25 protein-coding genes are annotated in these 25,851 nt (G+C 71.0%); 11 read left to right on the forward strand and 14 right to left on the reverse strand.

Annotated elements, in window-relative coordinates; all coding sequences use genetic code 11:
• Window positions 1–72: 72 nt before the first annotated feature.
• The 3 genes from CHC09_RS06580 to CHC09_RS06590 all read left to right on the forward strand — a co-directional run bounded on the left by CHC09_RS06580 (window position 73) and on the right by CHC09_RS06590 (window position 2,894).
• The gene (locus CHC09_RS06580; protein ID WP_239138193.1) at window positions 73–651 is read left to right on the forward strand and encodes a hypothetical protein; all 579 of its coding nucleotides are present in this window, start codon (window positions 73–75) and stop codon (window positions 649–651) included.
• A 308-nt stretch (window positions 652–959) separates the two neighbouring features.
• Window positions 960–1,661, forward strand: a complete 702-nt coding sequence (locus tag CHC09_RS06585) for a TetR/AcrR family transcriptional regulator (RefSeq protein ID WP_089292086.1) — start codon at window positions 960–962, stop codon at window positions 1,659–1,661.
• A gap of 105 nt (window positions 1,662–1,766) precedes the next feature.
• The gene (locus CHC09_RS06590) at window positions 1,767–2,894 is read left to right on the forward strand and encodes an FAD-dependent oxidoreductase (RefSeq protein WP_089292087.1); all 1,128 of its coding nucleotides are present in this window, start codon (window positions 1,767–1,769) and stop codon (window positions 2,892–2,894) included.
• A gap of 96 nt (window positions 2,895–2,990) precedes the next feature.
• Here the strand turns inward: CHC09_RS06590 and CHC09_RS06595 are convergent, their stop codons facing one another.
• Window positions 2,991–3,914 carry an SMP-30/gluconolactonase/LRE family protein gene (locus CHC09_RS06595; protein ID WP_089292088.1) on the reverse strand — a complete coding sequence of 308 codons (924 nt, stop codon included), beginning with the start codon at window positions 3,912–3,914 and terminating at the stop codon, window positions 2,991–2,993.
• 112 nt (window positions 3,915–4,026) lie between these two features.
• On the opposite strand from CHC09_RS06595, the gene CHC09_RS06600 reads away from it, so the two are divergent.
• Window positions 4,027–4,488, forward strand: coding sequence for an Lrp/AsnC family transcriptional regulator (locus CHC09_RS06600; RefSeq protein WP_089292089.1), 462 nt, complete (start codon window positions 4,027–4,029; stop codon window positions 4,486–4,488).
• Between the two features lie 115 nt (window positions 4,489–4,603).
• Here CHC09_RS06600 and CHC09_RS06605 read toward each other — a convergent pair whose 3' ends face one another.
• Window positions 4,604–5,128 (reverse strand): FBP domain-containing protein, encoded by a 525-nt coding sequence (locus CHC09_RS06605; protein WP_089292090.1) that lies wholly within the window; start codon window positions 5,126–5,128, stop codon window positions 4,604–4,606.
• 512 nt (window positions 5,129–5,640) lie between these two features.
• Window positions 5,641–6,480: a TetR/AcrR family transcriptional regulator C-terminal domain-containing protein gene (locus tag CHC09_RS06610; RefSeq protein ID WP_239138192.1), complete on the reverse strand. Its 840-nt coding sequence runs from the start codon at window positions 6,478–6,480 to the stop codon at window positions 5,641–5,643.
• A gap of 95 nt (window positions 6,481–6,575) precedes the next feature.
• On the opposite strand from CHC09_RS06610, the gene CHC09_RS06615 reads away from it, so the two are divergent.
• From CHC09_RS06615 to CHC09_RS06635, 5 genes are all read left to right on the forward strand, one after another.
• Complete coding sequence (locus CHC09_RS06615; protein ID WP_089292091.1) at window positions 6,576–7,574, forward strand: NAD(P)-dependent alcohol dehydrogenase; 999 nt, start codon at window positions 6,576–6,578, stop codon at window positions 7,572–7,574.
• 40 nt (window positions 7,575–7,614) lie between these two features.
• On the forward strand, window positions 7,615–8,412 hold the full coding sequence (locus CHC09_RS06620; protein ID WP_089292092.1) for an isocitrate lyase/PEP mutase family protein: 798 nt from the start codon (window positions 7,615–7,617) through the stop codon (window positions 8,410–8,412).
• Window positions 8,413–8,548: 136 nt separating this feature from the next.
• Window positions 8,549–9,775 (forward strand): ABC transporter substrate-binding protein, encoded by a 1,227-nt coding sequence (locus CHC09_RS06625; protein ID WP_239138191.1) that lies wholly within the window; start codon window positions 8,549–8,551, stop codon window positions 9,773–9,775.
• Complete coding sequence (locus CHC09_RS06630; RefSeq protein ID WP_089292093.1) at window positions 9,772–10,635, forward strand: carbohydrate ABC transporter permease; 864 nt, start codon at window positions 9,772–9,774, stop codon at window positions 10,633–10,635. The genes CHC09_RS06625 and CHC09_RS06630 overlap by 4 nt, the downstream gene beginning before the upstream one ends.
• Window positions 10,632–11,432: a carbohydrate ABC transporter permease gene (locus CHC09_RS06635; RefSeq protein ID WP_089292094.1), complete on the forward strand. Its 801-nt coding sequence runs from the start codon at window positions 10,632–10,634 to the stop codon at window positions 11,430–11,432. Before CHC09_RS06630 ends, CHC09_RS06635 begins: the two co-directional genes overlap by 4 nt.
• Before the next feature lie 9 nt (window positions 11,433–11,441).
• On the opposite strand, the gene CHC09_RS06640 is transcribed toward CHC09_RS06635, so the two are convergent.
• The 7 genes from CHC09_RS06640 to CHC09_RS06670 all read right to left on the reverse strand — a co-directional run bounded on the left by CHC09_RS06640 (window position 11,442) and on the right by CHC09_RS06670 (window position 20,210).
• Window positions 11,442–12,008, reverse strand: a complete 567-nt coding sequence (locus CHC09_RS06640) for a nucleoside/nucleotide kinase family protein (RefSeq protein WP_203833059.1) — start codon at window positions 12,006–12,008, stop codon at window positions 11,442–11,444.
• Between the two features lie 59 nt (window positions 12,009–12,067).
• Window positions 12,068–12,829: an ABC transporter ATP-binding protein gene (locus CHC09_RS06645; RefSeq protein WP_089292095.1), complete on the reverse strand. Its 762-nt coding sequence runs from the start codon at window positions 12,827–12,829 to the stop codon at window positions 12,068–12,070.
• Window positions 12,822–13,571 carry an ABC transporter permease gene (locus CHC09_RS06650; protein WP_089292096.1) on the reverse strand — a complete coding sequence of 250 codons (750 nt, stop codon included), beginning with the start codon at window positions 13,569–13,571 and terminating at the stop codon, window positions 12,822–12,824. Before CHC09_RS06650 ends, CHC09_RS06645 begins: the two co-directional genes overlap by 8 nt.
• On the reverse strand, window positions 13,568–14,578 hold the full coding sequence (locus CHC09_RS06655; protein WP_203833058.1) for an ABC transporter substrate-binding protein: 1,011 nt from the start codon (window positions 14,576–14,578) through the stop codon (window positions 13,568–13,570). The genes CHC09_RS06650 and CHC09_RS06655 overlap by 4 nt, the downstream gene beginning before the upstream one ends.
• 81 nt (window positions 14,579–14,659) lie before the next feature.
• Window positions 14,660–16,924: an FdhF/YdeP family oxidoreductase gene (locus CHC09_RS06660; protein ID WP_089292097.1), complete on the reverse strand. Its 2,265-nt coding sequence runs from the start codon at window positions 16,922–16,924 to the stop codon at window positions 14,660–14,662.
• Window positions 16,925–16,983: 59 nt separating this feature from the next.
• Window positions 16,984–18,183, reverse strand: a complete 1,200-nt coding sequence (locus tag CHC09_RS06665; protein ID WP_089292098.1) for a DUF1444 domain-containing protein — start codon at window positions 18,181–18,183, stop codon at window positions 16,984–16,986.
• 32 nt (window positions 18,184–18,215) lie between these two features.
• A complete protein-coding gene (locus CHC09_RS06670) occupies window positions 18,216–20,210 on the reverse strand; it encodes an MDR family MFS transporter (protein ID WP_089292099.1) in 1,995 nt (664 codons plus the stop codon).
• A 165-nt stretch (window positions 20,211–20,375) separates the two neighbouring features.
• On the opposite strand from CHC09_RS06670, the gene CHC09_RS06675 reads away from it, so the two are divergent.
• Window positions 20,376–21,380 carry an SDR family NAD(P)-dependent oxidoreductase gene (locus CHC09_RS06675; protein ID WP_089292100.1) on the forward strand — a complete coding sequence of 335 codons (1,005 nt, stop codon included), beginning with the start codon at window positions 20,376–20,378 and terminating at the stop codon, window positions 21,378–21,380.
• A gap of 18 nt (window positions 21,381–21,398) precedes the next feature.
• Here CHC09_RS06675 and CHC09_RS06680 read toward each other — a convergent pair whose 3' ends face one another.
• A complete protein-coding gene (locus tag CHC09_RS06680) occupies window positions 21,399–21,944 on the reverse strand; it encodes a TetR/AcrR family transcriptional regulator (RefSeq protein ID WP_089292101.1) in 546 nt (181 codons plus the stop codon).
• Between the two features lie 203 nt (window positions 21,945–22,147).
• Here CHC09_RS06680 and CHC09_RS46145 point away from each other — a divergent pair, with 203 nt between their 5' ends.
• Window positions 22,148–22,771: a hypothetical protein gene (locus CHC09_RS46145; RefSeq protein ID WP_179276968.1), complete on the forward strand. Its 624-nt coding sequence runs from the start codon at window positions 22,148–22,150 to the stop codon at window positions 22,769–22,771.
• Window positions 22,772–22,825: 54 nt separating this feature from the next.
• Here the strand turns inward: CHC09_RS46145 and CHC09_RS06690 are convergent, their stop codons facing one another.
• Genes CHC09_RS06690 through CHC09_RS06700 form a run of 3 tightly spaced genes read right to left on the reverse strand, consistent with a single transcriptional unit; the run spans window position 22,826 to window position 25,791 of the window.
• The gene (locus CHC09_RS06690; RefSeq protein ID WP_089292103.1) at window positions 22,826–23,122 is read right to left on the reverse strand and encodes a MoaD/ThiS family protein; all 297 of its coding nucleotides are present in this window, start codon (window positions 23,120–23,122) and stop codon (window positions 22,826–22,828) included.
• Window positions 23,119–24,216 (reverse strand): WD40/YVTN/BNR-like repeat-containing protein, encoded by a 1,098-nt coding sequence (locus tag CHC09_RS06695; RefSeq protein WP_239138190.1) that lies wholly within the window; start codon window positions 24,214–24,216, stop codon window positions 23,119–23,121. The genes CHC09_RS06690 and CHC09_RS06695 overlap by 4 nt, the downstream gene beginning before the upstream one ends.
• A gap of 45 nt (window positions 24,217–24,261) precedes the next feature.
• Window positions 24,262–25,791, reverse strand: a complete 1,530-nt coding sequence (locus CHC09_RS06700) for a methyl-accepting chemotaxis protein (RefSeq protein WP_089292105.1) — start codon at window positions 25,789–25,791, stop codon at window positions 24,262–24,264.
• Between the last annotated feature and the right edge of the window lie 60 nt (window positions 25,792–25,851).

Consider the following 25,851-nt stretch of genomic DNA (forward strand, 5'->3'; position numbering starts at 1 on the left):
CACTTACATCGACGCTGAACGGGAGGCCCCCGCGCCGCCACGACACGGCCCGAGCCTCGATACGGTAGGTGGATGGAGCGGCCGATGACCCTCGACGACATCGTCGCGGCGATCATGCGACGGCTCGACGAGCAGCACCGGGTGGTGCCGGGTTACGTGATCCGGGACGCCGTCGAGGACGTGCTGCACCGGCGGTTCCCCGACATCCCCCTCGCCGAGCTGCGCGTCCCACCCGAGGTCGCGACCGAGCTGGTGACCGGGCTCGGCGACGGCACGGGGGCCACCGAGGACGACTCGGCCACCATGCCGGCCGTGCTCAGCGGCGACGAGACCGGGCGCCTGCTGGCCGGGCTGGGCCTGGCGGTCCACGTGGCCGCCTTCAACCTGGACCACGACCGCCCGCACATCGCGCAGATCCTGAACGGGTCGGCGGCCGCGCTGGTCGCGCTCGGCGCCGCGTCCCGGGCGGCCCACGCCGACGGCACCTCGGCGGTGCTGCTCTCGCCCGCCACCCTGCGGACCGTGCGGACCACCATGATCGCCGTGCTGCAGGGCCTCCGGTCCCGCGGCTGGCAGGCCCGGCACCTCGACCCGGTCGCCACCACCGCCATGTTCACCGACGTCCTGACCCTGCTCGACGCCGTACCGTGAGGCGTTCGTCGCTGACGTCGTGACACCGCCCGACGCGGTGCCGCGAGGCGTTCGTCGCTGTCGTCCTGACACTGCCCGACCCGGGGCCGTGAAGCGTTTGTCGCTGACGTCCTGACGCTGCCCGACGCGGTGCCGTGAGGCGTTCGTCGCTGCCCTCCTGACGCTGCCCGACCCGGGGCCGTGAGGCGTTTGTCGCTGACGTCCTGACACTGCCCGACGCGGCGCCGCGAGGCGTTTGTCGCTGACGCTGCCCGACTCGGGGCCGTGAAGCGTTTGTCGCTGACGAACATGTTCGCTACGATCGCGTTATGAGTCCTCGACGCGTCCCCGTCAGCCGCCGCGACCGACCGGCGAAGCCACCGCTGAGCCGCGACGGCGCGGTCGCCGTGGCGCTGCGGATCATGCACGAGGAGGGCCTGGAGCGGGTGACCATGCGCCGGCTCGCGACCGAGCTCGACACCGGCCCCGCCTCCCTCTACGTCTATGTGCAGAACATGGCCGAGCTGCACGGCGCGATCCTCGACGAGCTGCTCGCCCGGCTGCACCTCCCTCCGGCCGACGCCGATCGGTGGCACGACGAGCTGGTCGGGCTCCTGTGCGCCTACACGCACCTGCTGCTCGACCACCCGAGCCTGGCCCGGTCGGTGCTGACCCTGCGCCCGTCCGGGCGGCACTACCTGCGGCTGGTCGACACGATCCTCGGGCTGCTGCGCGCGGGTGGCGTGCCGATCGGGCAGGCCGCCTGGGGCGTGGACGTGCTGCTGCAACTCGGCACCGCGACGGCGGCCGAGCACGGCACCCGGGGCGAGCTGGCCGGGGCCGACGACGAGCGGCAGCTGTTCGTGATGGCGTTGCGGGAGGCTCCGGAGCAGGAGCACCCGAACATCGCCGAGGCTCGGGACGATCTCTTCTCCGGGGCCGGGATGCAGCGCCTCACCTGGGCTTTCACCGCACTGGTCGCGGGGGTCCGGAGCACGGCCACCCCCGTACCGGAAATCGCCGAAGGCTAGGAGACGACAACCTCGCGCCCGCCCGCGGTCCTGCCCCGGGCGGGAAAGCACGGCCTTGAAGAACATGTTCGTCAGGAACCTGTTCGTCCACTGAAGGAGAAGACGATGACCACACCGATCACGATCGTGGGCGCCGGACTCGGCGGCCTGACCCTCGCCCGGGTGCTCCACGTGCACGGCATCCCCGCGACCGTCTACGAGCTCGACGCCTCACCCACCGCCCGCGCCCAGGGCGGCATGCTCGACATCCACGACTACAACGGTCAGGTGGCGATCCGGGCGGCCGGCCTGTTCGACGAGTTCCAGAAGATCATCCACCCCGGCGGCGAGGCGACCCGGATCCTCGACCGGCACGGCATGGTGCGCCACGAGGAGGAGGACGACGGCACCCGCGGCCGCCCCGAGGTCGACCGCGACCAGCTGCGGCGGATGCTGCTGGACTCGCTGCCCGGTGACACCGTCCGCTGGGGCGCCAAGCTCACCGGAGTCGGCAGCCTGGGCGACGGCCGGCACGAGCTCGCCTTCGCCGACGGGACCACCGTCACCACCGGACTGCTGGTCGGCGCGGACGGGGCCTGGTCCCGGGTGCGGCCGCTGCTCTCCGACGCCAGGCCCACCTACACCGGGATGTCCTTCGTCGAAGTGGACCTCTTCGACGCGGACACCCGCCACCCCGGCCCGGCCCGCACCGTCGGTGCCGGCATGCTCTTCGCCCTCGGACCCGGCCGGGGATTCCTCGCCCACCGGGAGACCGACGGCAGCCTGCACGTCTACATCGCCGTCGGCAAGCCGGCCGGCTGGACCGCGAGCATCGACTGGACCGACACCGAACGGGCGAAGGCACTGATGGTGACCGAGTTCCGCGACTGGGCGCCGGAGTTCCACGCGCTGATCACCGAGGCGGACGGCGCGCTGGTGCCGCGGACCATCAACGCGCTGCCGATCGAGCATCGGTGGGCGCGCGTGCCCGGGGTGACCCTGGTCGGGGACGCCGCGCACGTGATGTCGCCGTTCGCCGGCGAGGGGGCGAACCTCGCGATGCTCGACGGATCCGCGCTGGGCGAGGCCATCGCCGCGCATCCGGGAGACGTCGAGAAGGCGCTTGCCGCGTACGAGGCGGAGCTCTTCCCGCGCAGCGCCGAGGCCGCCGCGGAGGCCGCTCGGAATCTGATGCTCTGCTTCGACGAGACCGCACCGCAGAGTCTGCTCGACCAGTTCGCCGCGTACTCCTGACCCGGCTCCCGCCCGATGCCACTCACCTAAGTTGATCTTGGATGCGGCGACGGGCGGGGCACGCCCTCTCCGGGGGTTGGTCGCGAGAAGGTCGCATCAGGCTCCCGCGGGCTGGGGATAGCGGGCGCCGTTGACCGTGACCCGCAGCGAATACACGCTAATCCCGGCGGTGATGAAGAGGTGATTGCGCTTCGGACCCCCGAAGGTGAGGTTGGCGACCGACTCCGGCAGCAGCAGCTTGCCGATCAGGGTGCCGTCGGTGTCGAAGCAGTGCACACCGTCCCAGGCCGCGGCCCAGACCCGGCCGGCGCCGTCCAGCCGCAGGCCGTCGAAGCGCCCGTTGTCGCACTCGGCGAAGATCTTCCCGCCCGCCAGCTCGCCGTCGGCGGTGACGTCGAAGACCCGGATGTGGCTGGGCTCCTGCCGGGTGTCCGCGATGTACAGCTGCCGCTCGTCCGGGGAGAAGGCCAGGCCGTTGGGGCGGCAGAAGTCGTCGGCGACCACTCGCAGCTCACCGGTGGCCGGGTCGAGCCGGAAGACGTAGCAGTCGTCGCCGAACTCGCTGTCGGCCTGGTTGCCCTCGTAGTCGCTGAAAATCCCGTAGATCGGGTCGGTGAACCAGATCGTGCCGTCGGCGCGCACGACCACATCGTTCGGGCTGTTGAGCCGCCTGCCCTCGTACCGATCGGCGAGCACGGTGACGAAGCCGTCGTGTTCGGTGCGGGTGACGCGCCGGTTGCCCTGCTCGCAGGTGATGAGCCGGCCCTGCCGGTCGACGGTGTTGCCGTTGGCGTATCCGGAGAAATGGCGGAAGACGCCGACAGCGCCGGTGGTCTCGTCCCAGCGCAGGAGCCGGTCGTTGGGGATGTCGCTCCACACCAGGTAGCGCCCGGCCGGGAAGTAGGCCGGGCCCTCGGTCTTGCGCGAGCCGGCGTGCAGCCGCTCGAGGACGAAGTCTCCGTTGATGTACTTGAAGCGTTCGTCGAGGACCTGGAACTGGGCGGGGATGGTCTCGGTCATCGCGGGCTCCTCATCGCAAGCTGATCCTCATTCGGATCGAAGCTATCATCTCCGAACACAGTATGGTCATTGACGGATTCACCTGATTCAGGTTCTACGAAATGAGGAAACGGTGGACGGCACGGATCGTGCGCTGCTGGCGGCGTTGCAGGCCGACGCCACGCAGGCGTATGCGGATCTCGGCAAGGCGGTGGGGCTGTCGGCGGGGTCGGCCCACGAGCGGGTACGCAAGCTGCGCGAGCGGAAGGTCATCCGGCGTACCACCGTCGACGTCGACCCGGCCGCGGTCCAGCGTGGCGTGCTCGCGTTCGTGCTGCTCCAGGCCAATTCGTGGATGGGAGACCCGCCGACCCGGGACGCGCTGGCGGCCATCCCGGAGATTCAGGAGGCCCACATCGTCGCCGGGTCGGCGTCGCTGCTGGTGAAGGTCCGCACCGCGACCACGGAGCAGCTACAGGCCGTGCTGCGGCGGGCCTTCGACATCGACGGCGTCACCGGGACCGAGACGATCGTCGTGCTGGAGACGTTCTTCGAGCGGCCGCTGAACGTCCTCGACCAGGACCCACCCGGGTAAACCGCTCAACGCCCCCGACCAGGACCCGCCCGGGCAAACCGCTCAACGCCCCCGACCAGAACCCGGCCGGCAAACCGCTCAACGTCCCCGGCCAGAACCCGGCCGGGTAAACCGCTCAGCGTGCCGGCGAGCCCGCGACCCGGGACGTGAACGCGGACAGCTTGAGCAGCGCGCGGTCGATCTTCTCCGTCGCCGTCAGCGTCTCCTCGAAGCGGACCAGGCGCATCTTCGGCTGCCGCTTTCCCCGCAGGTAGAGCGAGCAGGCCAGGTCCGAGCAGAGATAGTCCCCGACCGAGTTCCCGTTGCGCCCCGCCGCCCCGGCGAGCGGTGCCGTGAACAGGCTGACCCCGCCGGCGTTGTGGTCGGTCAGGCAGACCTGGCACATGCTGGACCGGGCGGCGCTCACCTTGCCGCCGCCCTCCGCCTTGCGCAGCAGGATCCCGACCCGGGGACGCGCGCCGGCCGGGGTGGGCACCACGATCGCCGCCCGCTGCGGCGCTGCCGGGTCGATCCAGCCGAAGAAGTCCAGATCGTCCCAGGGGGTCTCGCGGAAGTCGGTAGGCAGCTTGATCCGCGCCGCCTCGCCCTTGCTGCAGTTGACGAACGAGGCCCGGATCTCCGCCTCGCTGATCGGTTCCATGAGGTCGGACCCTTGCACAGCCCGAACCGCCCGTCACCCGATTTAGCGGCGATCACATTCAAAATCCATTTTTCCGGTACGACCGACGGAGCCCCGTGGGCAGGCATTTCGGCCACGTTGCCGTGCCGGTCTCGCGCGAGGCCCGCACCGCCCCGCCCGGCCGCGGCCGCGCGTCCCGGTCTACCAGGTCAGGCCACCAGGCAAGGCGGCGGTTGCCCACGGCCGCGCGTCGCGATCTACCGACTCAGCCCACCAAGCAAGGCAGCGGTTACCCACAGCCGCACCTCGCGATCTACCGACTCAGCCCACCAAGCAAGGCAGCGGCTGGCCACGGCCGCGCGTCGCGATCTACCGACTCAGCCCACCAGGCAAGGCAGCGGTTGCCCACGGCCGCGCCTCGCGATCTACCGACTCAGCCCGCCAAGCAAGGCGGCGGCTGGCCACGGCGGTTGGCGCCGGTCGTGGTTGATCGGTGGGCGCGGGCTGTTGCCGGGTCGCCCTTGGACCGGAGGTCAGCGGGGTAACCGGTCGAAGCCGTCGAGCAGGAGGTTCAGGGCGAACTCGAACTCGAACTGGTCGTCGCAACCGGAGCCGACCACCGAGGACTCGTCGTGGGCGGCCGCCGCCGCCATGGTGGCCAGGCTCGGATAGCGGTCGGCCATCGCGCGAGCCATCGCCAACTGGACCTCCGGCGGGGCCGGCTGCGAGTCGTTGAAGAGGTCCTGGGTGTAGCCGAGCATCCGGGTGCCCAGGGCGTGGACGATGTGGTGGGTCTGGTCCGGGGAGAAACCGCCGGCCAGGAAGAGGCCGATCACCGAGTCGAGGTAGGCGAGCATCGCCGGGCTCGGGTCGGTGCGGGAGTGGATCACGCGCCAGGCCCATGGGTGGCGCAGCAGAGCCTGGCGAGCGCCGAGAATCCGCTGCCGGACCGCGCCTTTCCAGCCCTCACCCGCTGCCGGCTCCCCCTTCGCGAGCACCGGATCCACCGAGGACGCAACGATCGTTGCCGGCGCTGGGCTGACCGAGACCTGCGCCGAGGTGACCGGGACCGGCGCCGAGCCGACCGAGACCGGCGCCGGGGTGATCGGGACCGGCACTGAGGTGATCGAGACCGGCGCCGAGGTGATCGAGACCGGCGCCGAGGTGATCGAGGCGATCACCGTGTCGACCATGCCGTCCAGCAGCTCGTCCTTGTTGGCGACGTGCTTGTACAGCGCCATCGGCACCACGCCCAGCTCCTGAGCGAGGTTGCGCATGCTCAGCGTGTCGAGGCCGGTCCGGTCGGCCAGTTCGACCGCGGCACGCAACACCCGCTCCCGGTTGAGCGGAACTCGCCGCTCGGCAACATCCACGTGCCAACCCTAATCCCCCCGATTGACAGGTGTACGACGTACACCTAGTCTCGAAATCAGGTGTACGGCGTACACCTTCTACTGAGGAGGCAGGGATGAAGGCGATCACCCAGGACAGGTACGGCGGACCGGAGCGGCTGCGCTGGACCGAGGTGGAAACCCCGGTGCCGGGCGACGGCGAGGTGCTGGTGCGCGTGCGAGCGGCGTCGCTCAACGCCTACGACTGGCACTTCATGCGCGGCGATCCGTACCTGATGAGGTCTCAGATGGGTCTCACCCGGCCGGCCCGGAGCATCCGCGGCCGCGATGTCGCCGGCGAGGTCGCGGCCACCTTCACGAACGGCACGACCACCTTCGACGCCGGGGACGCCGTCTTCGCCGACCTGGGCCACCTCCAGGGCACCTTCGCGGAGTACGTCTGCGTCCCGCACCACCTGCTCGCCCCGATGCCGGCCGGCCTGAGCTTCGCCGAGGCGGCCGCGCTCCCACTGGCCGGTAACGCGGCCCTGTCCTGCCTGCGCGACGGCGGGCTGAAGGCCGGCCAGACGATCCTGATCAACGGCGCGTCCGGCGGGGTCGGCACGTTCGCGGTGCAGATCGCCAAGGCCCGGGAGGCGCGGGTGACCGCCGTCTGCAGCACCCGCAACGTCGAGTTGGTCACCAAGCTCGGCGCGGACCGGGTGATCGACTACACCGTGACGGACTTCGCGACGGCCCCGGAACGGTACGACGTGGTCCTCGACCTGGTCGGCAACCGCTCCCTGCGTGACCTGCGCCGGGTGCTGACCCCGGACGGCACGCTGGTCCTCTCCGGCGGCGGCGTCTCCACCGGAGGAAGCCTGATCGGCCCGATGCCGCTCTTCGTCCGCGGCCAGTTGCTCGCCCGCCTCCAGCGCCGGCAGCGGGTGGTCGTCCCGGGCTCGGACCCGAGCCGGGCCACCCTCGACGAGCTGTGCACCCTGATCGAATCCGGTCGGGTGACCCCGGCGATCGACCGCACCTTCCCGCTGGCCGAGGCCGCCGCGGCGATCCGCTACCTGGAGACCGAACACGCCCGCGCCAAAGTGGTGCTGACCGTCGGCCCACGGGAATAGACCCCCGGACCGCGGGATCAGACGTGCCAGGATGCCGGGCATGACGACAGAGACGCGGGACCGATTCCGGGAGCTGCACCAGACCGGCACGTTCATCATGCCGAACCCGTGGGACGCCGGCTCGGCCCGGCTGCTGGCGGCCATGGGCTTCGCCGCCCTGGCCACCACCTCGTCCGGCTTCGCGGCCACGCTCGGCCGGCAGGACCAGCACGTCACCCGGGACGAACTGGTGGCGCACGTCGCCGCGCTGACCGCCGCGATCGAGATCCCGCTCAACGTCGACGCCGAGCGCTGCTTCGCGGACACCCCGGCCGGCCTCCGCGAGACGGTCGACCTGCTGGCCGCGGCCGGCGCGGCGGGCATCTCGATCGAGGACTTCGACCCGGCCACCGGCCGGATCGAGACCGTGACGGCGGGCGCCGAGCGGGTGGCCGTGGTCGCCGGGGCCTGCGCCCGGCACGGGATCGTCCTCACCGCCCGCGCCGAGAACCACCTCTACGGCCACGACGATCTCGATGACACCGTCGCGCGGCTGAGGGCCTACCGGGCGGCGGGCGCCGACGTGGTCTACGCGCCCGGGTTGCGGACCTCGGAGGCGATCGCGCGCGTGGTCGCCGAGGTGCCCGCGCCGGTGAACGTGCTGGCCGTCGGCGGCGCCCCGGCCGTTCCGGAGCTGGCCGCGCTCGGCGTGCGCCGCGTCTCCATCGGCGGGGCGCTCGCCTGGGCCGCCTACGGCGCGATGCGTGACGCGGCCCGGGAGCTGCTGACCACGGGGACCACGACGTTCCGCGAGGGTGCCCTGCGCGGCGAGGAGATCGAGGCGGCGTTCAAGGACTGAACCAAGATATCGACTGATTTGGATAGAATCAGCCCTTGTCTGTTCACGTGCACATGTCCTAGATCACCTTGTTGATCTATAGGATATCTGCCAATATCTCGGCCATGCTCGTGCTCGCCTATCAAGGAGTCCTCGCATGACGATGAGCCGCCGCAACCTCCTCGGACTCGCCGCCGGCACCGGTGCGGCCTCGCTGCTGGCCGCCTGCGCCGGCCCCGGCGGTGAGTCCACAAAGCCCGGTGAGACGGGCGGGGAGATCTCCTTCGCCCACTGGCGGGCCGAGGACAAGGACGTCTTCGAACAGATCATCAAGGACTCCAAGCTCGCCGTACGCCAGGACATCTCCCCGTCGAACGACTACCAGAGCACGGCGCTGCAGAAGCTCCGGGGCGGCACGGTCGGCGACGCGTTCACCGCGTTCCGGGGCGCGCAGTTCCTGGACATCGCCAAGGCCGGCGTCTGGACCGACCTGACCGGCAAGCCGCTCACGCAGAGGTACGAGCCCGCCCTGATCACCGCGGGCGCGCAGGACGGCAAGCAGCTCGGAGTGCCGTACCAGCTGGTCTTCAACACCCCGCTCGCCAACCGGGACCTGGTGACCGAGACCCCGAAGGACTGGGACGGCTTCCTCGCGCTGCTCGACACGCTCAAGGGCAAGGGCGTCACGCCGATCGCCTGGCCGGGCGGCGACGCGGCCAATGCCGGCCAGCTGCTCAACGTCATGGTGGTCAACAACGCCCCCACCGACGACGCGCTCGGCCGGATCGAGACCGGTGAGGCCAAGGTGACCGACGACTGGTTCCTCACCGTGTTGAAGCAGTATCAGCAGCTCACGCCGTACTTCCAGAAGGGTGCGACCGGGACGGGCAGCGACGCGGCGCTGGCCCTCTTCGCGCAGGGCAAGGCGGGCCTGCTCGCCACCGGGTCGTTCCAGGTCTCCGGTGTCCGCAAGCTCGGCGCGAAGTTCCCGATCGACCTGCTCGCGCCGATCACCACCACCGCCGACAAGGCGAGGTACGAAGGCGTGTTCAACGCGACGTTCATCCTCGGCGTGAACGCCAAGTCGGCCAAGCAGGACGCCGCGCTGGCCTGGCTCGACCGCCTCTCCGACCCCGTGGTGGCCGGCGTCTACGCCAACGGCACGGCGCAGCACGTCACGGTCAAGGGCGTCGAGTACACCAACGCCGACCTCAAGGCGCTCGCGCCGTGGCTGTCCAGGAAGACCGCGCTGGCGCCGCGCTTCCAGTTCAGCAACCTGGACGTCCGCGGTGCGGTGGAGAACGCGGCGGTGCAGGTCGTCGGCGGCAAGAGCCCGGAGCAGGCCGCCGAGGCCGCCCAGAGGGTCGTCGACCAGAAGCGATGAGCCGTCGCGCCCTCTACCTCTTCGCGGCGCCGGCCCTGGCCCTGTACGGCGGGTTCTTCCTGCTCCCCGCCGTACAGGGCCTGCGGTACGCGACCACCGACTGGGACGGCTACAGCCCGGCCTTCCACGACGTCGGTGCGGCGAACCTGACCGCCGTGGTCTCGAACGACGACCTGTTCCGCAACGCGCTCACCAACAACCTGAAGTTCCTGCTGGTCGTGGTGCTCGGGCAGACCGCGCTGGCGCTGCTGCTCGCGGTGCTCCTGGCCGCCCGCGGTCGCGGCTCGACCTGGTTGCGGGCGCTGTTCTTCCTGCCGACCGTGCTCTCCTCGGTGTCGGTCGCCTTCATCTGGAAGTTCGTCTACGACCCGAACTTCGGGCTGGCCAACGCCGTGCTGGACGCGGCCGGGCTGGACCGGTTCGAGTCGTCCTACCTCGGTGACGAGAGCACCGCGATCCTCTGGGTGGCGGTGGCGCAGATCTGGTTCCACGCGGGGCAGATGATGATCGTCTACATCGCCGGCATCAACCAGATCCCGGAGGAGCTCTACGACGCGGCGCGGACCGACGGCGCCGGGCGCTGGCAGCAGTTCCGGCACGTGACCTGGCCGATGGTCGCGCCGGCCACGGCGCTCGTGGTGGCGTACACGACGTTGCAGTCGTTCAAGGCGTTCGACCTGATCCTGGGCCTGGCCGGGAATCCGCCGCGGTCCGGTCTGGACGTGCTGGCGACCCGGATCTACTCGACGTTCGCCAACTCGCAACTGGGGTACGCGGCCGCCGAGTCGATCGTCTTCATGGCCGCGATCGCCGTGGTCACTTTCCTGCAGAACCGAGCCGCGAGGATGGCACACGGATGAGGCGCCTGCTGCTGGCCGGATACGCGCTGCTGATCGTGGTGCCGCTGGTGGTGATCGTCGGTGGCAGCTTCAAGACCACCCCCGATCTGTTCGCCTCGCCGTTCGGCCCGCCCACCCGGCCCACGCTGGACAACTACGTCACCGTGCTGGAGAAGCAGGACCTGCTGCGCGTGCTCGGCAACAGCGTCCTGGTGGTCGCGGTCTCGGTGCCGGTGACCCTGCTGCTGGGCAGCCTGGTCGCGTTCGCGGTGGCGCGCCTGCCCCGGCTGCCGTCCCGGGTCCTCTTCGGGATCTTCGCGCTCGGCCTGGCGGTGCCCGCGCAGGCCGTGATGATCCCGCAGTACGTCCAGTTCGACCGGCTCGGGCTGCGCAACAGCCTGACCGGACTGATGCTGGTCGACGTGGTGGTCACGCTGCCGGTGGCGGTCTTCATCCTGGCCGGGTTCATGCGTACCCTGCCGGCGGAGCTCTTCGAGGCGGCGGAGATCGACGGGGCCGGGCCGTGGGCGGCGTACCGCCGGATCGCCGTGCCGGTCTCGGCGCCGTCGCTGGCCGCGACCGCGATCTTCCTGGTCGTCATGCACTGGAACGACCTGCTCCATCCGCTGCTGTTCATCGACGACCCGGCGAAGCGCACGCTGCCGCTGGCCCTCCTCGACTTCCAGGGCGAGTACCTGACCGAGTACCCGCTGCTGTTCACCGGGGTGGTGGTCGCCTCGCTGCCGATGGTGCTGGCCTACGCGTTCCTGCAACGCCACTTCGTCGCCGGGATCACCGCCGGCGCGGTCAAGGGGTGACCGCCGATCTCAACCGTTCTCGATGATCAGATCGGCGTTCGCGGAGACGTTCTCGGCCGCGTAGAACACCTCCTCGTGCGCTGCCCAGCGTTCCCAGTGCGGGGCATAGGTCTGCCCATCCCGGGCGAGGGCGCGCCGCTTGCGCAGCGCGGTGGGGCTGTTCAACCAGACAACCCCGCAGGTGTACGGCCTGAGCACGCCCGCACCGGTCCCGACCCCCTCGACGACCAGCCAGTCCGCCTCCGGCACCCGGTGCTCCTCGGCGTACTCGTGCGCCACCCAGTCCCAGCGTCGCCAGACGGCGGGCCGCTCCCGCGCCAGCGGTTCCAGCACCCACTCCCGCAGCGCGGTCACCGCCTGCTCGAGGCCGTCCCACCCGGCGTACAGGTCGTCCATGTGGACCAGCGGCGCGCCGAGCCGTTCCGCGACCTCGGCCGCGAGCGTGGTCTTTCCCGAGCCGGAGCGGCCCTCGACGGCGAGCACCCGCCGCTTACCCGCCGACGGCTCGCGGTCGCGCGCCCACGCCACCACCCGGTCCACCGCATTCTCCAGCCACTCCCCCCGGCTGGGCTCCACGTTCGTATCGGGCGCGCTGACACCACCACCAGACCCGGCCGCGGCGGCTCGGCCGGCGGTCATCGTGGGGCCGCCGGGGTGCCGGTCAGCAGGTCGGTGAGGTGACGGCGCAATTTGATGAACTCCGGGTCGTCGGTCACCTCGGCACGGCGGGGCCGCCCGAACGGCACGGAGATTCTCTCGAGGACCGTGGCCGGGCGGTGGGAGAAGGCGTAGACGGTGTCGGAGAGCAGCAGCGCCTCCTCGATGTTGTGGGTGACGAAGAGGACGGCGCGCCGGTTCGCCTCCCAGAGGTCCAGAAGCCAGCGGTGCATGTCGGCGCGGGTCATCGCGTCCAGGGCGCTGAACGGCTCGTCCAGGCAGAGCAGTTCCTGGTCGGAGATGAGCGCGCGGAGGAAGGCGACACGCTGCCGCATACCGCCGGAGAGCTGATGGGGGTACGAGCGGGCGAACCCCTCCAGCCCGACGCGGGCCAGCCACTCTCGGGCTCTCGCCAGGGAGTCGCGCTTCGAGCCCCCGGCGATCTCGCGGGCCAGGACGACGTTGGCCTCGACGGTCCGCCAGGGCATCAGGGCCGGCTGCTGGGGCATGTAACCGATCAGGCCCCGGCGGCCGATCGCGTCCGCACCGTTGATCTCGATGCCGCCCGCCGTGGGCTCGAGCAGGCCGCCGATGAGCTGGAGCAGAGTGCTCTTCCCGCTGCCCGACGGGCCGACGATGGAGACGAACTCGCCCCGCCCGACCGAGATCTCCAGCTCCTTCAGGACCTGGAGGTCGCCGAAGTGATGGTCCAGGCCGGTGACCCGCAGTGTCTCAGGCATTCCTGCGCCCCCGCACGGTGAGCTTCTCCAACAACGCGACCAACCCGAAGATGCCCAGTGCGAGCACGACCACGACGGCGATCGCCACGAACATCCGATCGGCCCGGAACGCCGACTTCTGGAGGATCATGTAGCGGCCGATCCCCTTCTCGCTGCCGAGCCACTCCGAGATGATCGCCCCGAAGACACTGTAGGTAGCCGCGATCCTCAGGCCGGAGAACATCGCCGGCAGCGCGTTCGGCCACTGCAGTTTGGTGAAGAGCTGCCACCGGCTCGCGCCGCTCATCAGCAGGTAGTCGGCGATCGACGGGTCGCTGCGGCCCAGCCCGTCCAGGGTGGCGACGGCCACTGGGAAGAAGCAGACCAGCACGATCACCACGATCTTCGGAGCGAGCCCGAAGCCGAGCCAGATCACCAGCAGCGGGGCGAGCGCGATGATCGGCACGTTCTGGCTGATCACCAGCAGCGGGTATAGCGCCGCCCGCAGGACCGGGACCAGGTGGAGCACGACCGCGATCAGCACCCCGGCCGCCACCCCGGCGGCCAGGCCGTAGAGGGTCAGCTCGAGGGTGGCCAGGGTGTGGGTGCCGAGCACGTCGCGCTGCTCGACGGCGGCGTCCCAGATGCCCTTCGGGCTGGGCAGCAGCCAGGCGTCGATCCCGGACACCCCGGTGTACACCTGCCAGCCGGCGATCAGCAGGAACAGCGTGATCGCCGGCGGCAGGACCTTCCGGAACGTCATGCCGGGGGCAGGAAGTCGTTCGTGTACGCCTTGGTCGCGTCGACCTGGGTGCCGAGCACCTTCTGGTCGTAGAGCCACGCGGTGAAGCCGGTCCACACCGCCGCCTTCTGCTCGCCCCAGCGGGCCGCGTCGTCCTGGTACTTCGGGCTGAGCCACTCCTGGCTCTTGCGCACCAGCTCGGCGTCCAGGTCCGGGGCGGCCTTGAGCAGGAGGTCCGCGCTCTCCGACGGGTTCTTCGCGGCGAAGGTGTACCCCTCGGAGACGGCCGCCGTGAACTCCTTGACCAGCGCCGGGTCGCCGGCGATCCGCTTCTCGTTGGTGATCAGGATCGGGGTGTAGAAGTCGAGCGCCTTGTCATAGTCCTTGACGTACTGGATGTTCAGCGGCGCGCCCTTGAGCTCGGCGTTGACGCCGTCCCAGCCGTAGAAGATCCACTGGAAGTCGATCCCCTTCTTGGTGGCGGTGAGGAAGTCGGCCTCACCCACGTTCACCACCTTGACCTTGGTGGCGTCCCCGCCGTCCGCCTTGACCAGGGTCTTGAGCAGCGGCTCCTCGATCGCGCCGCCCCAACCGCCGTAGGTCCGGCCGGCGTACTGGGCGGGCCGGGTCAGGTTGCGGTCCTTCGGCGAGGCGAAGCCGGACGTGTTGTGCTGCAGGATCGCGGCGATCGAGACGAGCGGTGCCTTCTCGGCGCGGGCCTGGGTGAGCGCCTCCTGGGCGCTGATCGCGAACGGGATCCGGTCGGCGGCGACCAGGGCGGCCGGGTCCGCGTCGCCGGGCTGGACGATCTCCACGTCCAGCCCGTGCGCCTTGAAGAAGCCCTTCGCCTGGGCGACGTACAGGCCGGTGTGGTTGGTGTTCGGGGTCCAGTCGAGAGCGACCTGGACCTTGCGGAGCGCCTCGCCGCCGCCGGCGGCGGACTTGTCGTCGCTGCCGCCGCAGGCGGCGAGTGCGAGAGTGAGGGACGTGCCCGCGAGAGCGGCGAGAAGGCGACGACGCATGATCATGCTGGCAAGGTACGTACCCGATTGCCGGTTCACCAGCCGGAAGTGGCCCGCGTTACGGGCCCTTGCGGGAGTCGAACGGATTTACCGGGACATCGCGGGCTCCAGTCGCACGATCACCCATTTCGAGGTGGGCGTGCCGCTCTCCTCGGCCTGCGAGTCGAGCGGAACCAGCGGGTTCGTCTCCGGGTAGTAGGCGGCCACGCAGCCCTTGGGGGTGTCGTACTCGACCAGCCGGAAGCGGTCGGCACGCCGCTCCTCGCCCTCCCACTCGGAGACCAGGTCCACCAGGTCGCCGTCGGCGAAGCCGAGGTCGGCCAGGTCGGCCGCGCTGATGAAGACCACCCGGCGCCCCGAACGGATCCCCCGATAACGGTCGTCGAGGCCGTAGATCGTGGTGTTGAACTGGTCATGGCTGCGCAGCGTCTGCAGCACCAGCCGGCCCTCCGGCACGGTCATCACCTCGAGCGGGCTGACCGTGAAGACGGCCCGGCCCTCACGCGTCGGGAAGGTGCGCGAGTCCCGGGGTGGGTGCGGCATGGTGAACCCGCCGTTGTCGACCCGGTGGGCGTAGTCGTCGCAGCCCGGCACGACCCGGCCGATCCGCTCCCGGATCGTCCCGTAGTCCTCGGCGAAGTCGGCCCACGGGAGGTCGTGCCGGTCGCCGAGGGTCGCCGCGGCGATCCGGCAGATGATGTCGACCTCGGAGCGCAGCAGCGGCCCGGCCGGCTCGGAGCGGCCGCGGGAGGCGTGCACCGCGGACATCGAGTCCTCCACGGTGATCCGCTGCACCCGGCCACCGGTCCGGTCCTGCTCGGAGCGGCCCAGCGTGGGCAGGATCAGCGCGGTCCGGCCGGCGTCGAGATGACTGCGGTTGAGTTTGGTGGAGATCTGCACGGTCAACTCGGCGCCGCGCATCGCGGCCGCGGTCACCTCGGTGTCCGACATCGCGGCCACGAAGTTGCCGCCCAGCGCGATGAAGACCCGGGCCCGGCCGTCGCGGAAGACCCGGACCGCGTCGGCGGCGTCCACCCCGTGCTCCCGGGGCGGCTCGAAGCCGAACTCGTCGCGCAGCCGGTCCAGGAAGAGCGCGGGCGGCTTCTCCCAGATGCCCATGCTCCGGTCGCCCTGCACGTTGCTGTGCCCGCGCACCGGACAGAGCCCGGCGCCCGGCTTTCCGATCATGCCCTGGAGCAGGGCGACGTTGACGAACTCCTTGATCGTGGCGACGGCGTTGCGGTGCTGGGTGATGCCCATCGCCCAGCAGTGCACGATCCGTTTCGAGGTGGCCAGCATGTCGACCGCCGCCTCGATCTCGGCCCAGGTGAGGCCGGTGGCGGCCAGCACCGCCTCCCGGTCGACGTCGGCGACGTGCTTCGCCCAGGCGTCGAAACCGACCGTGGACGACTCGATGAACTCCCGGTCGGCGACGCCGCGCTCCAGCAGCAGGGCGCCGATCGCCTGCCAGAGCGCCAGGTCGCCGTTGGACCGGATGCGCAGCAGCCGATCGGCCAGGCCGGTGCCGGCGCCGACCAGGCCGCGCGCCTTCTGCGGGTTGTCGAAGCGCAGCAGGCCGGCCTCGGGCAGCGGGTTGATCGCCAGGATCTTCGCGCCGTCGCGCTTGGCGACCTCCAGCGCGGTCAGCATCCGCGGGTGGTTGGTGCCCGGGTTCTGCCCCGAGACGACGATCAGGTCGGCCTGGTGCAGGTCCTCCAGGGTGACCGAGCCCTTGCCGATGCCGATGGTGCGCGTCAGGGCGGTGCCGGTGGACTCGTGGCACATGTTGGAGCAGTCCGGCAGGTTGTTGGTGCCGAGGGCGCGGGCGAAGAGCTGATAGACGAACGCGGCCTCGTTGCTGGCCCGGCCGGAGGTGTAGAAGACCGCCTGGTCCGGGCTGTCCAGCGCGTTCAGATGGGTGCCGACCAGGGCGAACGCGTCACCCCAGGAGATCGGCTCGTAGTGCGTGGCGCCGTCGCGGCGGACCATCGGGTGGGTGAGCCGGCCCTGCTTCTCCAGCCAGTGGTCGGTCTGCCCGGCCAGCTCGGCGATCGAATGCGCGGCGAAGAACTCCGGGCCGACGGTGTCCCGGGTGCCCTCCCAGGAGACCGCCTTCGCCCCGTTCTCACAGAACTCGGCGGCGTGCCGGTGGCCCTGCGGGTCGGGCCAGGCACAGCTCATGCAGTCGAAACCGTCGTGCTGGTTGAGGGTGCGCAGGTTGCGGACCGTCTTGCGGACGCCCATCTGCCGCACGGCGTTCGCCACGCTCAGCCGGACGGCCTCGAGCCCGGCCGCGTGATCGGCCGGCGGGCCCACCCGCAGTCGGGCCTCTTCCTCATCGATCGGCACCATGCGGCAAGTCTGCCCCCTGCCCCAGGGGCGGTGTCCAGTGGGACCGGCGACCTAAGCATTCACCCGATCGCCTGGCGCAGCTCCGCGAGCACCGCCGGGGACGGCCAGTCGTCGACCCGGTAACGGGCCGGGGCGAGCAGCGGCTCGGCCCGCAGCCCCACCCGCTCGGCGACCGCGTCCCAGGGCGCGCTGAACTGTGGCCCGGTGTCCGGGTGCACGAAGGCGATGGTGTCCGCCTTCGGCAGCAGTGTGCTGACCCCCGCGGTCCACACCGCGATGGTCTCCGGGGCGCTGCCCGCCGGCTCGGCCGCGAGCAGGCCGCCGACGTGCACGTCGACGCCGGCCTGGGCGTACTGCTCGGCGAGCCAGTTGGTCTGGCCGTGGTACTCGGTGAGGGCCAGGAGGGTCTCGGCGCGGCGGGCGGAGAGGTGGTGCGGGTGGCCGGGCGGTGGTGTGTAGGCGACCGCCCGGCCCTGCGGCCCGGCCACGTAACCGACCGGTGACAGGCTCCGCGGCGCCTCCTTGAAGTGCTGGTCGACCAGCGCGTAGAACGGCTCGGCGGTGGTCTCCGGGAGGGGGCAGAGCAGCAGCGTGTTGTTGTCCGGCGCGAACGCCAGGACCGGGCCGCCGAGTCGCTCGCCGACCTCCTCCAGCCAGCCCGGGGCGAGCAGCAGCGAGGTGAAGTACGCGTCGCCGTCGTCGAGCATGCTGATCAGCGGCTGCCCGCTGGGCCACGGGTGCTCCAGCGAGCCCCGGGCCATCTCGGCCAGGTTGGCCCGAGCGGTGGCGAACACCTCGTCGGCGGAGACGCCCCACTCGTCGACCCGGTCCGGCACGACGTAGGCCATCGCGTCCGGCTGGTCGACCACGACCAGTTCCTTCAGGTACGGCAGTGCCGCCCGGGAGATCGGCGGCCGCATCCCGGGCGGACCGGCCGACCCGAAGGTGACCGGGCGCACCACCGGGCGCAGCTTGGGTCGTACCGTCTCCCAATCGTCCTGGGGCGGCGGAGCCGCCATGATCCGCACCAGCTTCGCCAGCCGCTCCCGGCGCTCGGCCGGGGAGATCCCGGCCGTCTCCCGGAAGATGTTGGCGAGGTAGAGGTGCGCCGGCCCGGGCGCCCCGGTGCGGTAGATCGCGATGGCGAACTCCCCCGGCCGGTTCACCGCGCGCTCCACGCCCGGGGTCCGCCGGGCGACGCGGAGGGCCAGCGCCGCGAATCGGCGCCGCGGAGAGAAGAACCGCTCCAGCAATCCCACGGCGGAACCCTAGCCGACCCGGGGCGCCGGAATCAGGCTCGGTCGTGGAAACCAGCCAGGGTGGGTTCGTCGACCAGCGTCGTGGCGATGTCGGTGAGCGTCCGGTCGAGCAGGGCGAGGTCGCCGGGACCGGTCATCGCGAAATCCTCCAGCCGGACGTCGAGCCACTCCCGCCAGGCGTGCCGGACCCGGTCGAACTGCTCCTCGCCGGCCGCGGTGAGCTGCACCGTGTCACCGTCGAGGCGGGCGTATCCGGCCTGGCAGAGGTCGGTGAACACCGGTTGCAGGACCTCCGCCGGCAGCCGGTGGTTACGCGCGATCGCGGCCAGGTCGGCGCTCCCCCGCGCCCGGGCATACCGGTGCGCCTGGCCCATCGCCCAGGCCCGCGAGGGGTTCAACCGGCCACCCGCGCTGGCCAGGATCTCGTTCAGCACGGTCCGGGCATGTCCGGCTTTGCGGATGGCGTCACCGATCACCCGCTCGAGCTGGGCGGCCCGGTCGCACGGGGCCGGCGCGGAGAATCCCTCGCCCACGTCGGTGGCGTGCGAGCGGGCGCCGTCACGCAGCGGCAGCTCCTTGAGGAATCCCGCGACCAGGAACCCGAGCAGGGCGACCGGGGCGACCCAGCCGAAGACGTACGCGATGGTCTCCGCGTACGCCTCGATGATCGGGGTGGCCTCGGCCGCGGGCAGTCCGTGCACCTGCGCGGGGGTGACCGCGGCCGAGTTCTGCACCACGTCGTAGGAGAAGAGCTTGTCCCGGTACAGCGTGCCGAAGACCGCGGCGCCGAACGAGCCGCCCAGCGCGCGGAAGAAGGTCACGCCCGAGGTCGCGGTGCCCAGGTCGGCGTAGGCCACGGTGTTCTGCACGACGATCGTCAGCACCTGCATGCTCAGGCCGATCCCCAGGCCGAGCACGAACAGGTACGCCGACATCTGCCCGGCGCCGACGCGCGGGCTCAGGCTGGACATCAGCCACAGCCCCAGGGTCATCACCGCGGTGCCGGCGATCGGGAACACCCGGTACCGGCCGGTGCGGCTGACCAGGTTGCCGGCGAGGATCGAGCCGCTGAAGGTGCCGGCCACCATGGGCAGCAGCCGCACGCCGGAACCGGTGGCCGACATGCCGTCCACATACTGCAGGTAGGTGGGGATGACGGTCATCGCGCCGAGCATGGCGAAGCCGACGATGAAGCTGAGCGTGGAGCAGATCGCCACGACCGAGTTGCGGGCCAGTCGCATCGGCAGCATCGGCTCCTCGGCCTTGCGCTCGACCAGCACGAACACGGCGAGCAAAACGATCGAGGCGGCGGACAGGCCGATGACGGTGGCGGAGTCCCAGTCGTACTCGTCGCCGGCCCAGGAGATCGCCAGGGTCAGGCCTGCGCAACCGAGAGCGGCCAGGGCGATACCGGCGTAGTCGACGATCGGGCGGGTCTCGATCCGCGCCGACGGGATCACCCGGACCGCGATCACCAGCACCACGACCGCCACCGGCAGGTTGATGTAGAACGCCCAGCGCCAGCTCAACTGGTCGGTGAGCAGCCCGCCCAGGGTCGGCCCGACCATCGTGGTGACGCCGAAGACCGCGCCGAGCACGCCCTGGTACCGGCCCCGCTCGCGGAGCGGGACGACATCGGCGATCAGGGCCGTCGCGGTGACGATCAGCCCGCCGCCGCCGATCCCCTGGATCCCTCGCGCCCAGACCAGCGTGGTCATGTCCTGGGCGAAGCCGCAGAGCATCGAGCCACCGGCGAAGACCAGCATGCTGACCACGAAGATCACCTTGCGGCCGGCCAGGTCGCCGAACTTACCGGCCAGCACCGTGGACACCGCCTCGGCCAGCAGATAGGCCGTCACGACCCAGGACATGTATCCGGCGCCGCCGAGATCGGAGACGATCGTCGCCAGCGCGGTGGAGACGATCGTCTGGTCCAGCGCGGCGACCAGCGTGCCGAGCACGATTGCCACGAAGATGACGTTCGCCTGACGCCGGCTCACCCTCGTCGCGGCGCTCCCGGTGGCCATGTCGCCAGTCTTACGGCTCGCGCCGGGCCGGGAGGCCGCTATCCGCAAACTGCCGCCGCCGCTCACGGCCCCTCGCCGATCTTCCCGGTACGACCGTCGTCTATCCCTTCGACCCGAAGTAAACTAAGTTGACTTCCGCGTTGTCGCACAGTGAAGGGACACGAGATGGCGAACACGGTGACCGCGTCCAGCACGATCGGTGACTGGCTGGCCCACCCGGAGGGCGGCCCGGCGCTGCGCGAGCTGCTCGGCCGGGGTGGCGCCTTCGACGAGTCCCAGCTCGCCCCGGTGCGTGGCCTCCCGCTGCGGCAGCTCGTCGAGCTGAGTCAGGGACAGCTGCCCCAGGCCGCGGTCGACGCGCTGGTGCTGCGGGTCAACGGCGGCGTCGTCCCGGACGAGGAGCCGGACTCCGGCGCCTGGCGGGAGCGGATCACGCCGGGCCGGTTCGACGGCAAGACCGTGATCGTCACCGGCGCGGCCTCCGGCATCGGCCGGGCCACCGCCTCCCGGATCGTCCGGGAGGGTGGCCGGGTGATCGCCGTCGACATCACCGCCGACAAGCTCGCCGAGGCCTTCGGCGCGGAGGAGTCGGTGGTCACGGTGACCGCCGACATCAGCAGCGACGCGGGCATCGCCGCGATCATGGCCGCGGCCGGCGACCGGATCGACGGCCTCGCCAACATCGCCGGCGTGGTGGACGACTTCACCCCGGTCCACGAGACCTCCGACAAGGTGTGGGAGCGGGTCTTCGCGGTCAACGTGGACGGCGTCTTCAAGCTGACCCGGGCCGTCGTCCCGGCGATGCTCAGCGCGCGGCGCGGGTCGATCGTCAACGTCGCGTCCGAGGCGGCGCTGCGCGGCAACGCCGCCGGGGTGGCCTACACGGCGTCCAAGCACGCCGTCGTCGGCATCACCAAGAACACCGCCTTCATGTACGGCGGTGAGGGCCTCCGGGTGAACGCGGTCGCCCCCGGTGGCGTCGCGACCGGCATGCGCCCCACCAACCAGTCCGAGTTCGGCCTGGGCCGGACCGGCCCGTTCCTGCGGCTGATCCCGGCGGTCGCGGCGGCCGAGCACCTGGCCGCCTCGATCACGTTCCTGCTCAGCGACGACGGCGTCAACCTGAACGGCGTGATCCTCCCGTCCGACGGCGGCTGGTCCATCCAGTAGAACGGCGGCGTGGCCCGCTCAGGCCGGGGTGATGAGCTGCTGGAGCACGGCTCCGTAGCGGACGACCAGCTCGGCGGGGTCGGCGGCGACCAACTGGTCGTCGCCGACCACCCACAGGGCGTAGAGCAGACCGCCGACCACGGCGGCGGCCAGGCGGGCGCGCAGGTCCGCGTCCGGGCCGGCCAGCCGGGCGCGCAGCGGGCCGACGAACGTGCGCTCGTGGATCGCTTGCAGCCGCTCCTTGATCTGCGGCTCGTCGGACCCCCGGACCAGCGCGAGGTAGACGCCGCGGATGTCGTCGTCGGCGAGCAGCCGTTCGACGAAGCGTTCACCGAATTCGGCCGGTGGCACGTCCAGCAGCGGCTCGTCGTCGATGGTCAGCCGCATCGTGTCCAGGAAGAGCAGCTCCTTGCTGCCGAAGTGCCGGATCACCAGGGCCGGGTTGATCTCGGCCGCGGCGGCGATGTCCCGCACCGACGTGCGGGAGTAGCCACGCTCGCGAAACAGCCGGGCCGCCGCCGAGTGGATCTCCTCGCGGGTCGCCGCGCCCGTACGCCTCACCATGCCCCGATGGTATGCCGCCGCCGTTCCGGCAGACTCTTCGCATATATCAACAGACTTCCCATTTACGGAAATAGACCGCAGATTCCCTCGATCGATAGAAATAGCCGCTGCGCTCATGGTCAGCTTTTCGGGGGCCGACGCATCACCAAAAGGACAAAACAAACAAACCGAACCGACGAGGTGTACTGCCAGGGAGGGATCACATGAGAACAGCGACGAAGCTCGCGGTCGTGGGCGGGGGCATCCTCACCGCGCTCGCCATGACCGCGGGACCGGCGCAGGCTCGTTCCACGACGGTCAATCCGGATGTCCAGGCCGCCTGTAACGACTACAACCGCATCGGCGCGGCGACCGGCCTCTGGGGCCCCGCCGACTGCGCCAACTGGCGCTCGACCAACGTCACCTCGGTGCGGGTCACCAACCAGATCGGGACCCGCGCCGCGATCTGGAACGGCACCGCCCTGCCGCCGCGGCTGCCCAGTGTGGCCAGCCTACCCGCGGCGACCGCCCTGCCGCCGCGGCTGCCCAGCGTGACCAACCTATCCGCGGCGACCGCGCTGCCGCCGGTGGCGAGCCTCGACCCGGATCTGATCCCCGGTGACCTCCTGAACGACATCGACTCGCCGTTGAACCTCACCGGCCTGACCAAGCTGCCCAGCGTGGTGAACGTCAACGGCCCGTCCGGCGCCCTCACGGTGCCGGTCACACCACCCAGACTCACTGTCCCGATCACACCGCCCCGGGTGACAGTGCCGCTCTCACCGCCCCGGGTGACGGTGCCGCTCACACCGCCGAGGGTCCGGCCGCCGGTCCCGGCCGAGCACTGAGCCACGGGGCGAGCGGCCGGGGCGTGCCCGGCCGCTCGCGGGTCGGCGGGAGGATCAGCCGCCGGCCATGGCGCCGACGATCATGAAGGGCTCCTCGCCCTTCGCGACCCGGTCCGGCAGCAGAGCGTCCGGTGACTCGTTGGACAGGTCCTCCTCGCAGGCGAAGAACCGCACCAGCGGCCGCCGCTGCCCGGTCCGCCGGTCCCGGACGGTGCCCGCGAGCATCGGATAGTCCCGCTCCACCGCGTCGAGGACCCCGCGCTGGGTGACCGCCCCGGCCACCTCGACCCGGATCTCCTTGCCGGTCCGGGCCAGCGTGCGCAGGTGCACCGGAAGCACCACCCGGATCACGGCAGGACCTGGACTTCCACCGACAGCACCGGTGGCAGGTCCCGGACGATCGCGGTCCAATTGTCGCCGCTGTCCGCCGAGGCGTACACCTGTCCGCCGCTGGTGCCGAAGTAGACGCCGCACTCGTCGAGGGTGTCCACCGCCATCGCGTCCCGCAGGACGTTCACATAGCAGTGCGACTGCGGCAGGCCCGCGGTCAGCGGCTCCCACTCCTCGCCGCCGCTGCGGCTGCGGTAGACCCGCAGCTTGCCGTCCATCACGTAGTGCAGGGAGTCACTGGTGATCGGCACGACGTAGATCGTCTCCGGCTGGTGCGCGTGCACCGCGATCGGGAAGCCGAAGTCGGTCGGCAGGTTTCCGCTGACCTCCCGCCACCGCCCGCCCGCGTCGTCGGTGCGCATCACGTCCCAGTGCTTCTGCATGAAGAGCGTGTCCGGCCGGGAGGGGTGCAGGGCCAGCCGGTGCACGCAGTGCCCGACCTCGGCGTCCTCGTCCGGGATGCCGTCGGAGCGCAGGCCCGCGTTGATCGGCTGCCAGGTGGCCCCGCCGTCGTCGGTGCGGAACGCGCCGGCCGCGGAGATCGCCACGTACATCCGGTCGGGATCGGACGGATGCAGCAGGATGGTGTGCAGGCACATGCCGCCGGCACCGGGCTGCCACTTCGGGCCGGTCGGGTGCTGCCGCAGGCCGGTCAGCTCCTCCCACTTCTGCCCGCCGTCGGTCGACTTGTAGAGGGCGGCGTCCTCCCCGCCGGCCCACACGGTGTCCACGTCGGTGGGTGACGGCTCGAGGTGCCAGATGCGTTTGAACTCCCATGGGCGGGGCGTTCCGTCGTACCAGAGATGTTCTCCGACCTCGCCCTGGTAGGCGAAGTCGTTGCCGACGGCCTGCCAGTTCTTCCCGCCGTCGTCGGAGCGTTGCATGATCTGGCCGAACCAGCCGGAGCTCTGTGACGCGTAGAGCCGGTCGGGTTCGGCCGGGGAGCCGTTGACGTGGTAGATCTCCCAGCCCGCGAAGTGCGGCCCGTCGACCGTCCAATCTTTGCGCGCCCCGTCCGAGGTCAGGATGAACGCGCCCTTGCGTGTGCCAACCAATAACCGAACGCCAGTCATTCGACCACTGTGCCCCATCGGGCCGGATCACGCCTGCAATGCGCGGGCCAGATCAGCCTGTTCAGCGAGGACCTCGTTCATCCGGATCTGGACCGCGTCCATCTTTCCGATCGTCTCGCTGGTCGTGTGGATGCCGGTCGCCACGGTCTCCGTGTTGGCCTGGATGCCGGCGATCTGCTGGGCCACCCGCTGGGTCGCCTCGGCGGTCTCCCGGGCCAGGTCCTTGACCTCGCCGGCGACCACCGCGAAGCCCTTGCCCGCCTCACCGGCCCGGGCGGCCTCGATGGTGGCATTGAGCGCGAGCAGGTTGGTCTGCTCGGCGATCGACTCGATGATCTTGATGACGTCACCGATCGCCGTCGACGCCTGGCCCAGCGCGGCCACCTCGGCGGTCATCGCCGAGGCCCGGCTGACCGCCTGCTCGGCCACCTCGGTGGCGTCGCCGCTGGAGCTGCGCAGCCGCTCGACGGTGTCGAGCAGGGCGCGCGCGTTGACGGCCGAGCGCTCGGTGGCGAGCAGCACGTCGAGCCGCTGGTTGACGAGCTGCTGGACGTTGCGCAGGGCCGCGTCCCGGGAGTCGGAGAGGTCGAAGAACTCGTTGGCGAAGAAGTCCATGGTCCCGACGACCTGGTCACCGCTCATGATCGGGAAGCAGACGCCGGAGCGCAGGCCGGCGCGGACCGCGGCGTCCGTCCGCGCGCAGCCGGTCAGCTGACTCAGGTCCCGCATGAAGACCAGGTCCTTGGCCCGCCAGGCACGTCCGCAGAGCCCGACGCCCTCGGCGGTCGGGGTGGCGAGCGCGGCCTTGTGCAGCTCCTCACCGGTCGAGCCGGACTCGACCCGGAATCTGAGCACCTTCTCGACCGGGTCGACCTCCCAGTACGAGCCGTACGTCCACCCGAACGCCGAGCGCACCTCGTCCAGCGCCGCACGCAGCGCGCTCTGCCGGTCCCGTGCCGCGCCCATCTGGTTGACCACGGCGGTGACCGCACCCCGGTCGGCGGAGGCCTGGCGCAGCTCCGCGGCGGCGACCGCGCTGCGGCGCGCCTGCTCGGCGATCCGGGCGATCGAGGCGAACTTCTCCCGGCGCGCGGCGTCCAGATACAGCGGCGTGGCAGAGTAGTACTCGAGCACGGCGACCACCGCGGTGCCGTGGGTGACCGGCAGCGCGACGCCGTCGACCATGCCGGCCCGCATCGCCGCCTCCCAGCGGCGGCAGTCGGGGACCTGCTCGACGATCGCGGTCTGCCGGGTCTGGAACGCCCGCCCGATCAGACCGGTGTCGGGCCGCACCATCGGGCCGGTGGTGGCCGCCCGCACCTGCTGCGTGATCGGCCCGACCTCGTGCAACAAGCGCAGCTGGCCCCCGTCGGCGAGCCAGACGGCGCCGTACCCGAAGTCGTACGACTCCACGTTGCTGGCCACCGTTATCCGCCAGGAGGTGGTCTCGTCGATCGCCGATTCCAGGGCCAGAACCAGCTCCTCCAGCGCCTCGACGTCACGAGGGACCGGCCGGTCGACCTGCGGGCTGTCCTGCCGGGCACCGAACAACCGCACGCTGATCCTCCTCCGCCGCACAGGGTTTCCATCTGCCCAATCGGCCTGTTCGCGGAGAGA

The organism is Actinoplanes regularis, assembly GCF_900188005.1.
GTDB lineage: Bacteria > Actinomycetota > Actinomycetes > Mycobacteriales > Micromonosporaceae > Actinoplanes > Actinoplanes regularis.

Excerpts from the sequence above, each read along its gene's own strand:
- CHC09_RS06580 (WP_239138193.1), top strand. The coding sequence starts at position 73 with ATGGAGCGGCCGATGACCCTCGACGACATCGTCGCGGCGATCATGCGA.
- CHC09_RS06655 (WP_203833058.1), bottom strand. The coding sequence starts at position 14,578 with ATGATCATGCGTCGTCGCCTTCTCGCCGCTCTCGCGGGCACGTCCCTC.
- CHC09_RS06630 (WP_089292093.1), top strand. The coding sequence starts at position 9,772 with ATGAGCCGTCGCGCCCTCTACCTCTTCGCGGCGCCGGCCCTGGCCCTG.
- CHC09_RS06615 (WP_089292091.1), top strand. The coding sequence starts at position 6,576 with ATGAAGGCGATCACCCAGGACAGGTACGGCGGACCGGAGCGGCTGCGC.
- CHC09_RS06585 (WP_089292086.1), top strand. The coding sequence starts at position 960 with ATGAGTCCTCGACGCGTCCCCGTCAGCCGCCGCGACCGACCGGCGAAG.
- CHC09_RS06660 (WP_089292097.1), bottom strand. The coding sequence starts at position 16,924 with ATGGTGCCGATCGATGAGGAAGAGGCCCGACTGCGGGTGGGCCCGCCG.
- CHC09_RS06650 (WP_089292096.1), bottom strand. The coding sequence starts at position 13,571 with ATGACGTTCCGGAAGGTCCTGCCGCCGGCGATCACGCTGTTCCTGCTG.
- CHC09_RS06635 (WP_089292094.1), top strand. The coding sequence starts at position 10,632 with ATGAGGCGCCTGCTGCTGGCCGGATACGCGCTGCTGATCGTGGTGCCG.
- CHC09_RS06620 (WP_089292092.1), top strand. The coding sequence starts at position 7,615 with ATGACGACAGAGACGCGGGACCGATTCCGGGAGCTGCACCAGACCGGC.
- CHC09_RS06680 (WP_089292101.1), bottom strand. The coding sequence starts at position 21,944 with ATGGTGAGGCGTACGGGCGCGGCGACCCGCGAGGAGATCCACTCGGCG.
- CHC09_RS06590 (WP_089292087.1), top strand. The coding sequence starts at position 1,767 with ATGACCACACCGATCACGATCGTGGGCGCCGGACTCGGCGGCCTGACC.
- CHC09_RS06675 (WP_089292100.1), top strand. The coding sequence starts at position 20,376 with ATGGCGAACACGGTGACCGCGTCCAGCACGATCGGTGACTGGCTGGCC.
- CHC09_RS06625 (WP_239138191.1), top strand. The coding sequence starts at position 8,549 with ATGACGATGAGCCGCCGCAACCTCCTCGGACTCGCCGCCGGCACCGGT.
- CHC09_RS06605 (WP_089292090.1), bottom strand. The coding sequence starts at position 5,128 with ATGGAACCGATCAGCGAGGCGGAGATCCGGGCCTCGTTCGTCAACTGC.
- CHC09_RS06645 (WP_089292095.1), bottom strand. The coding sequence starts at position 12,829 with ATGCCTGAGACACTGCGGGTCACCGGCCTGGACCATCACTTCGGCGAC.
- CHC09_RS06670 (WP_089292099.1), bottom strand. The coding sequence starts at position 20,210 with ATGGCCACCGGGAGCGCCGCGACGAGGGTGAGCCGGCGTCAGGCGAAC.
- CHC09_RS46145 (WP_179276968.1), top strand. The coding sequence starts at position 22,148 with ATGAGAACAGCGACGAAGCTCGCGGTCGTGGGCGGGGGCATCCTCACC.
- CHC09_RS06595 (WP_089292088.1), bottom strand. The coding sequence starts at position 3,914 with ATGACCGAGACCATCCCCGCCCAGTTCCAGGTCCTCGACGAACGCTTC.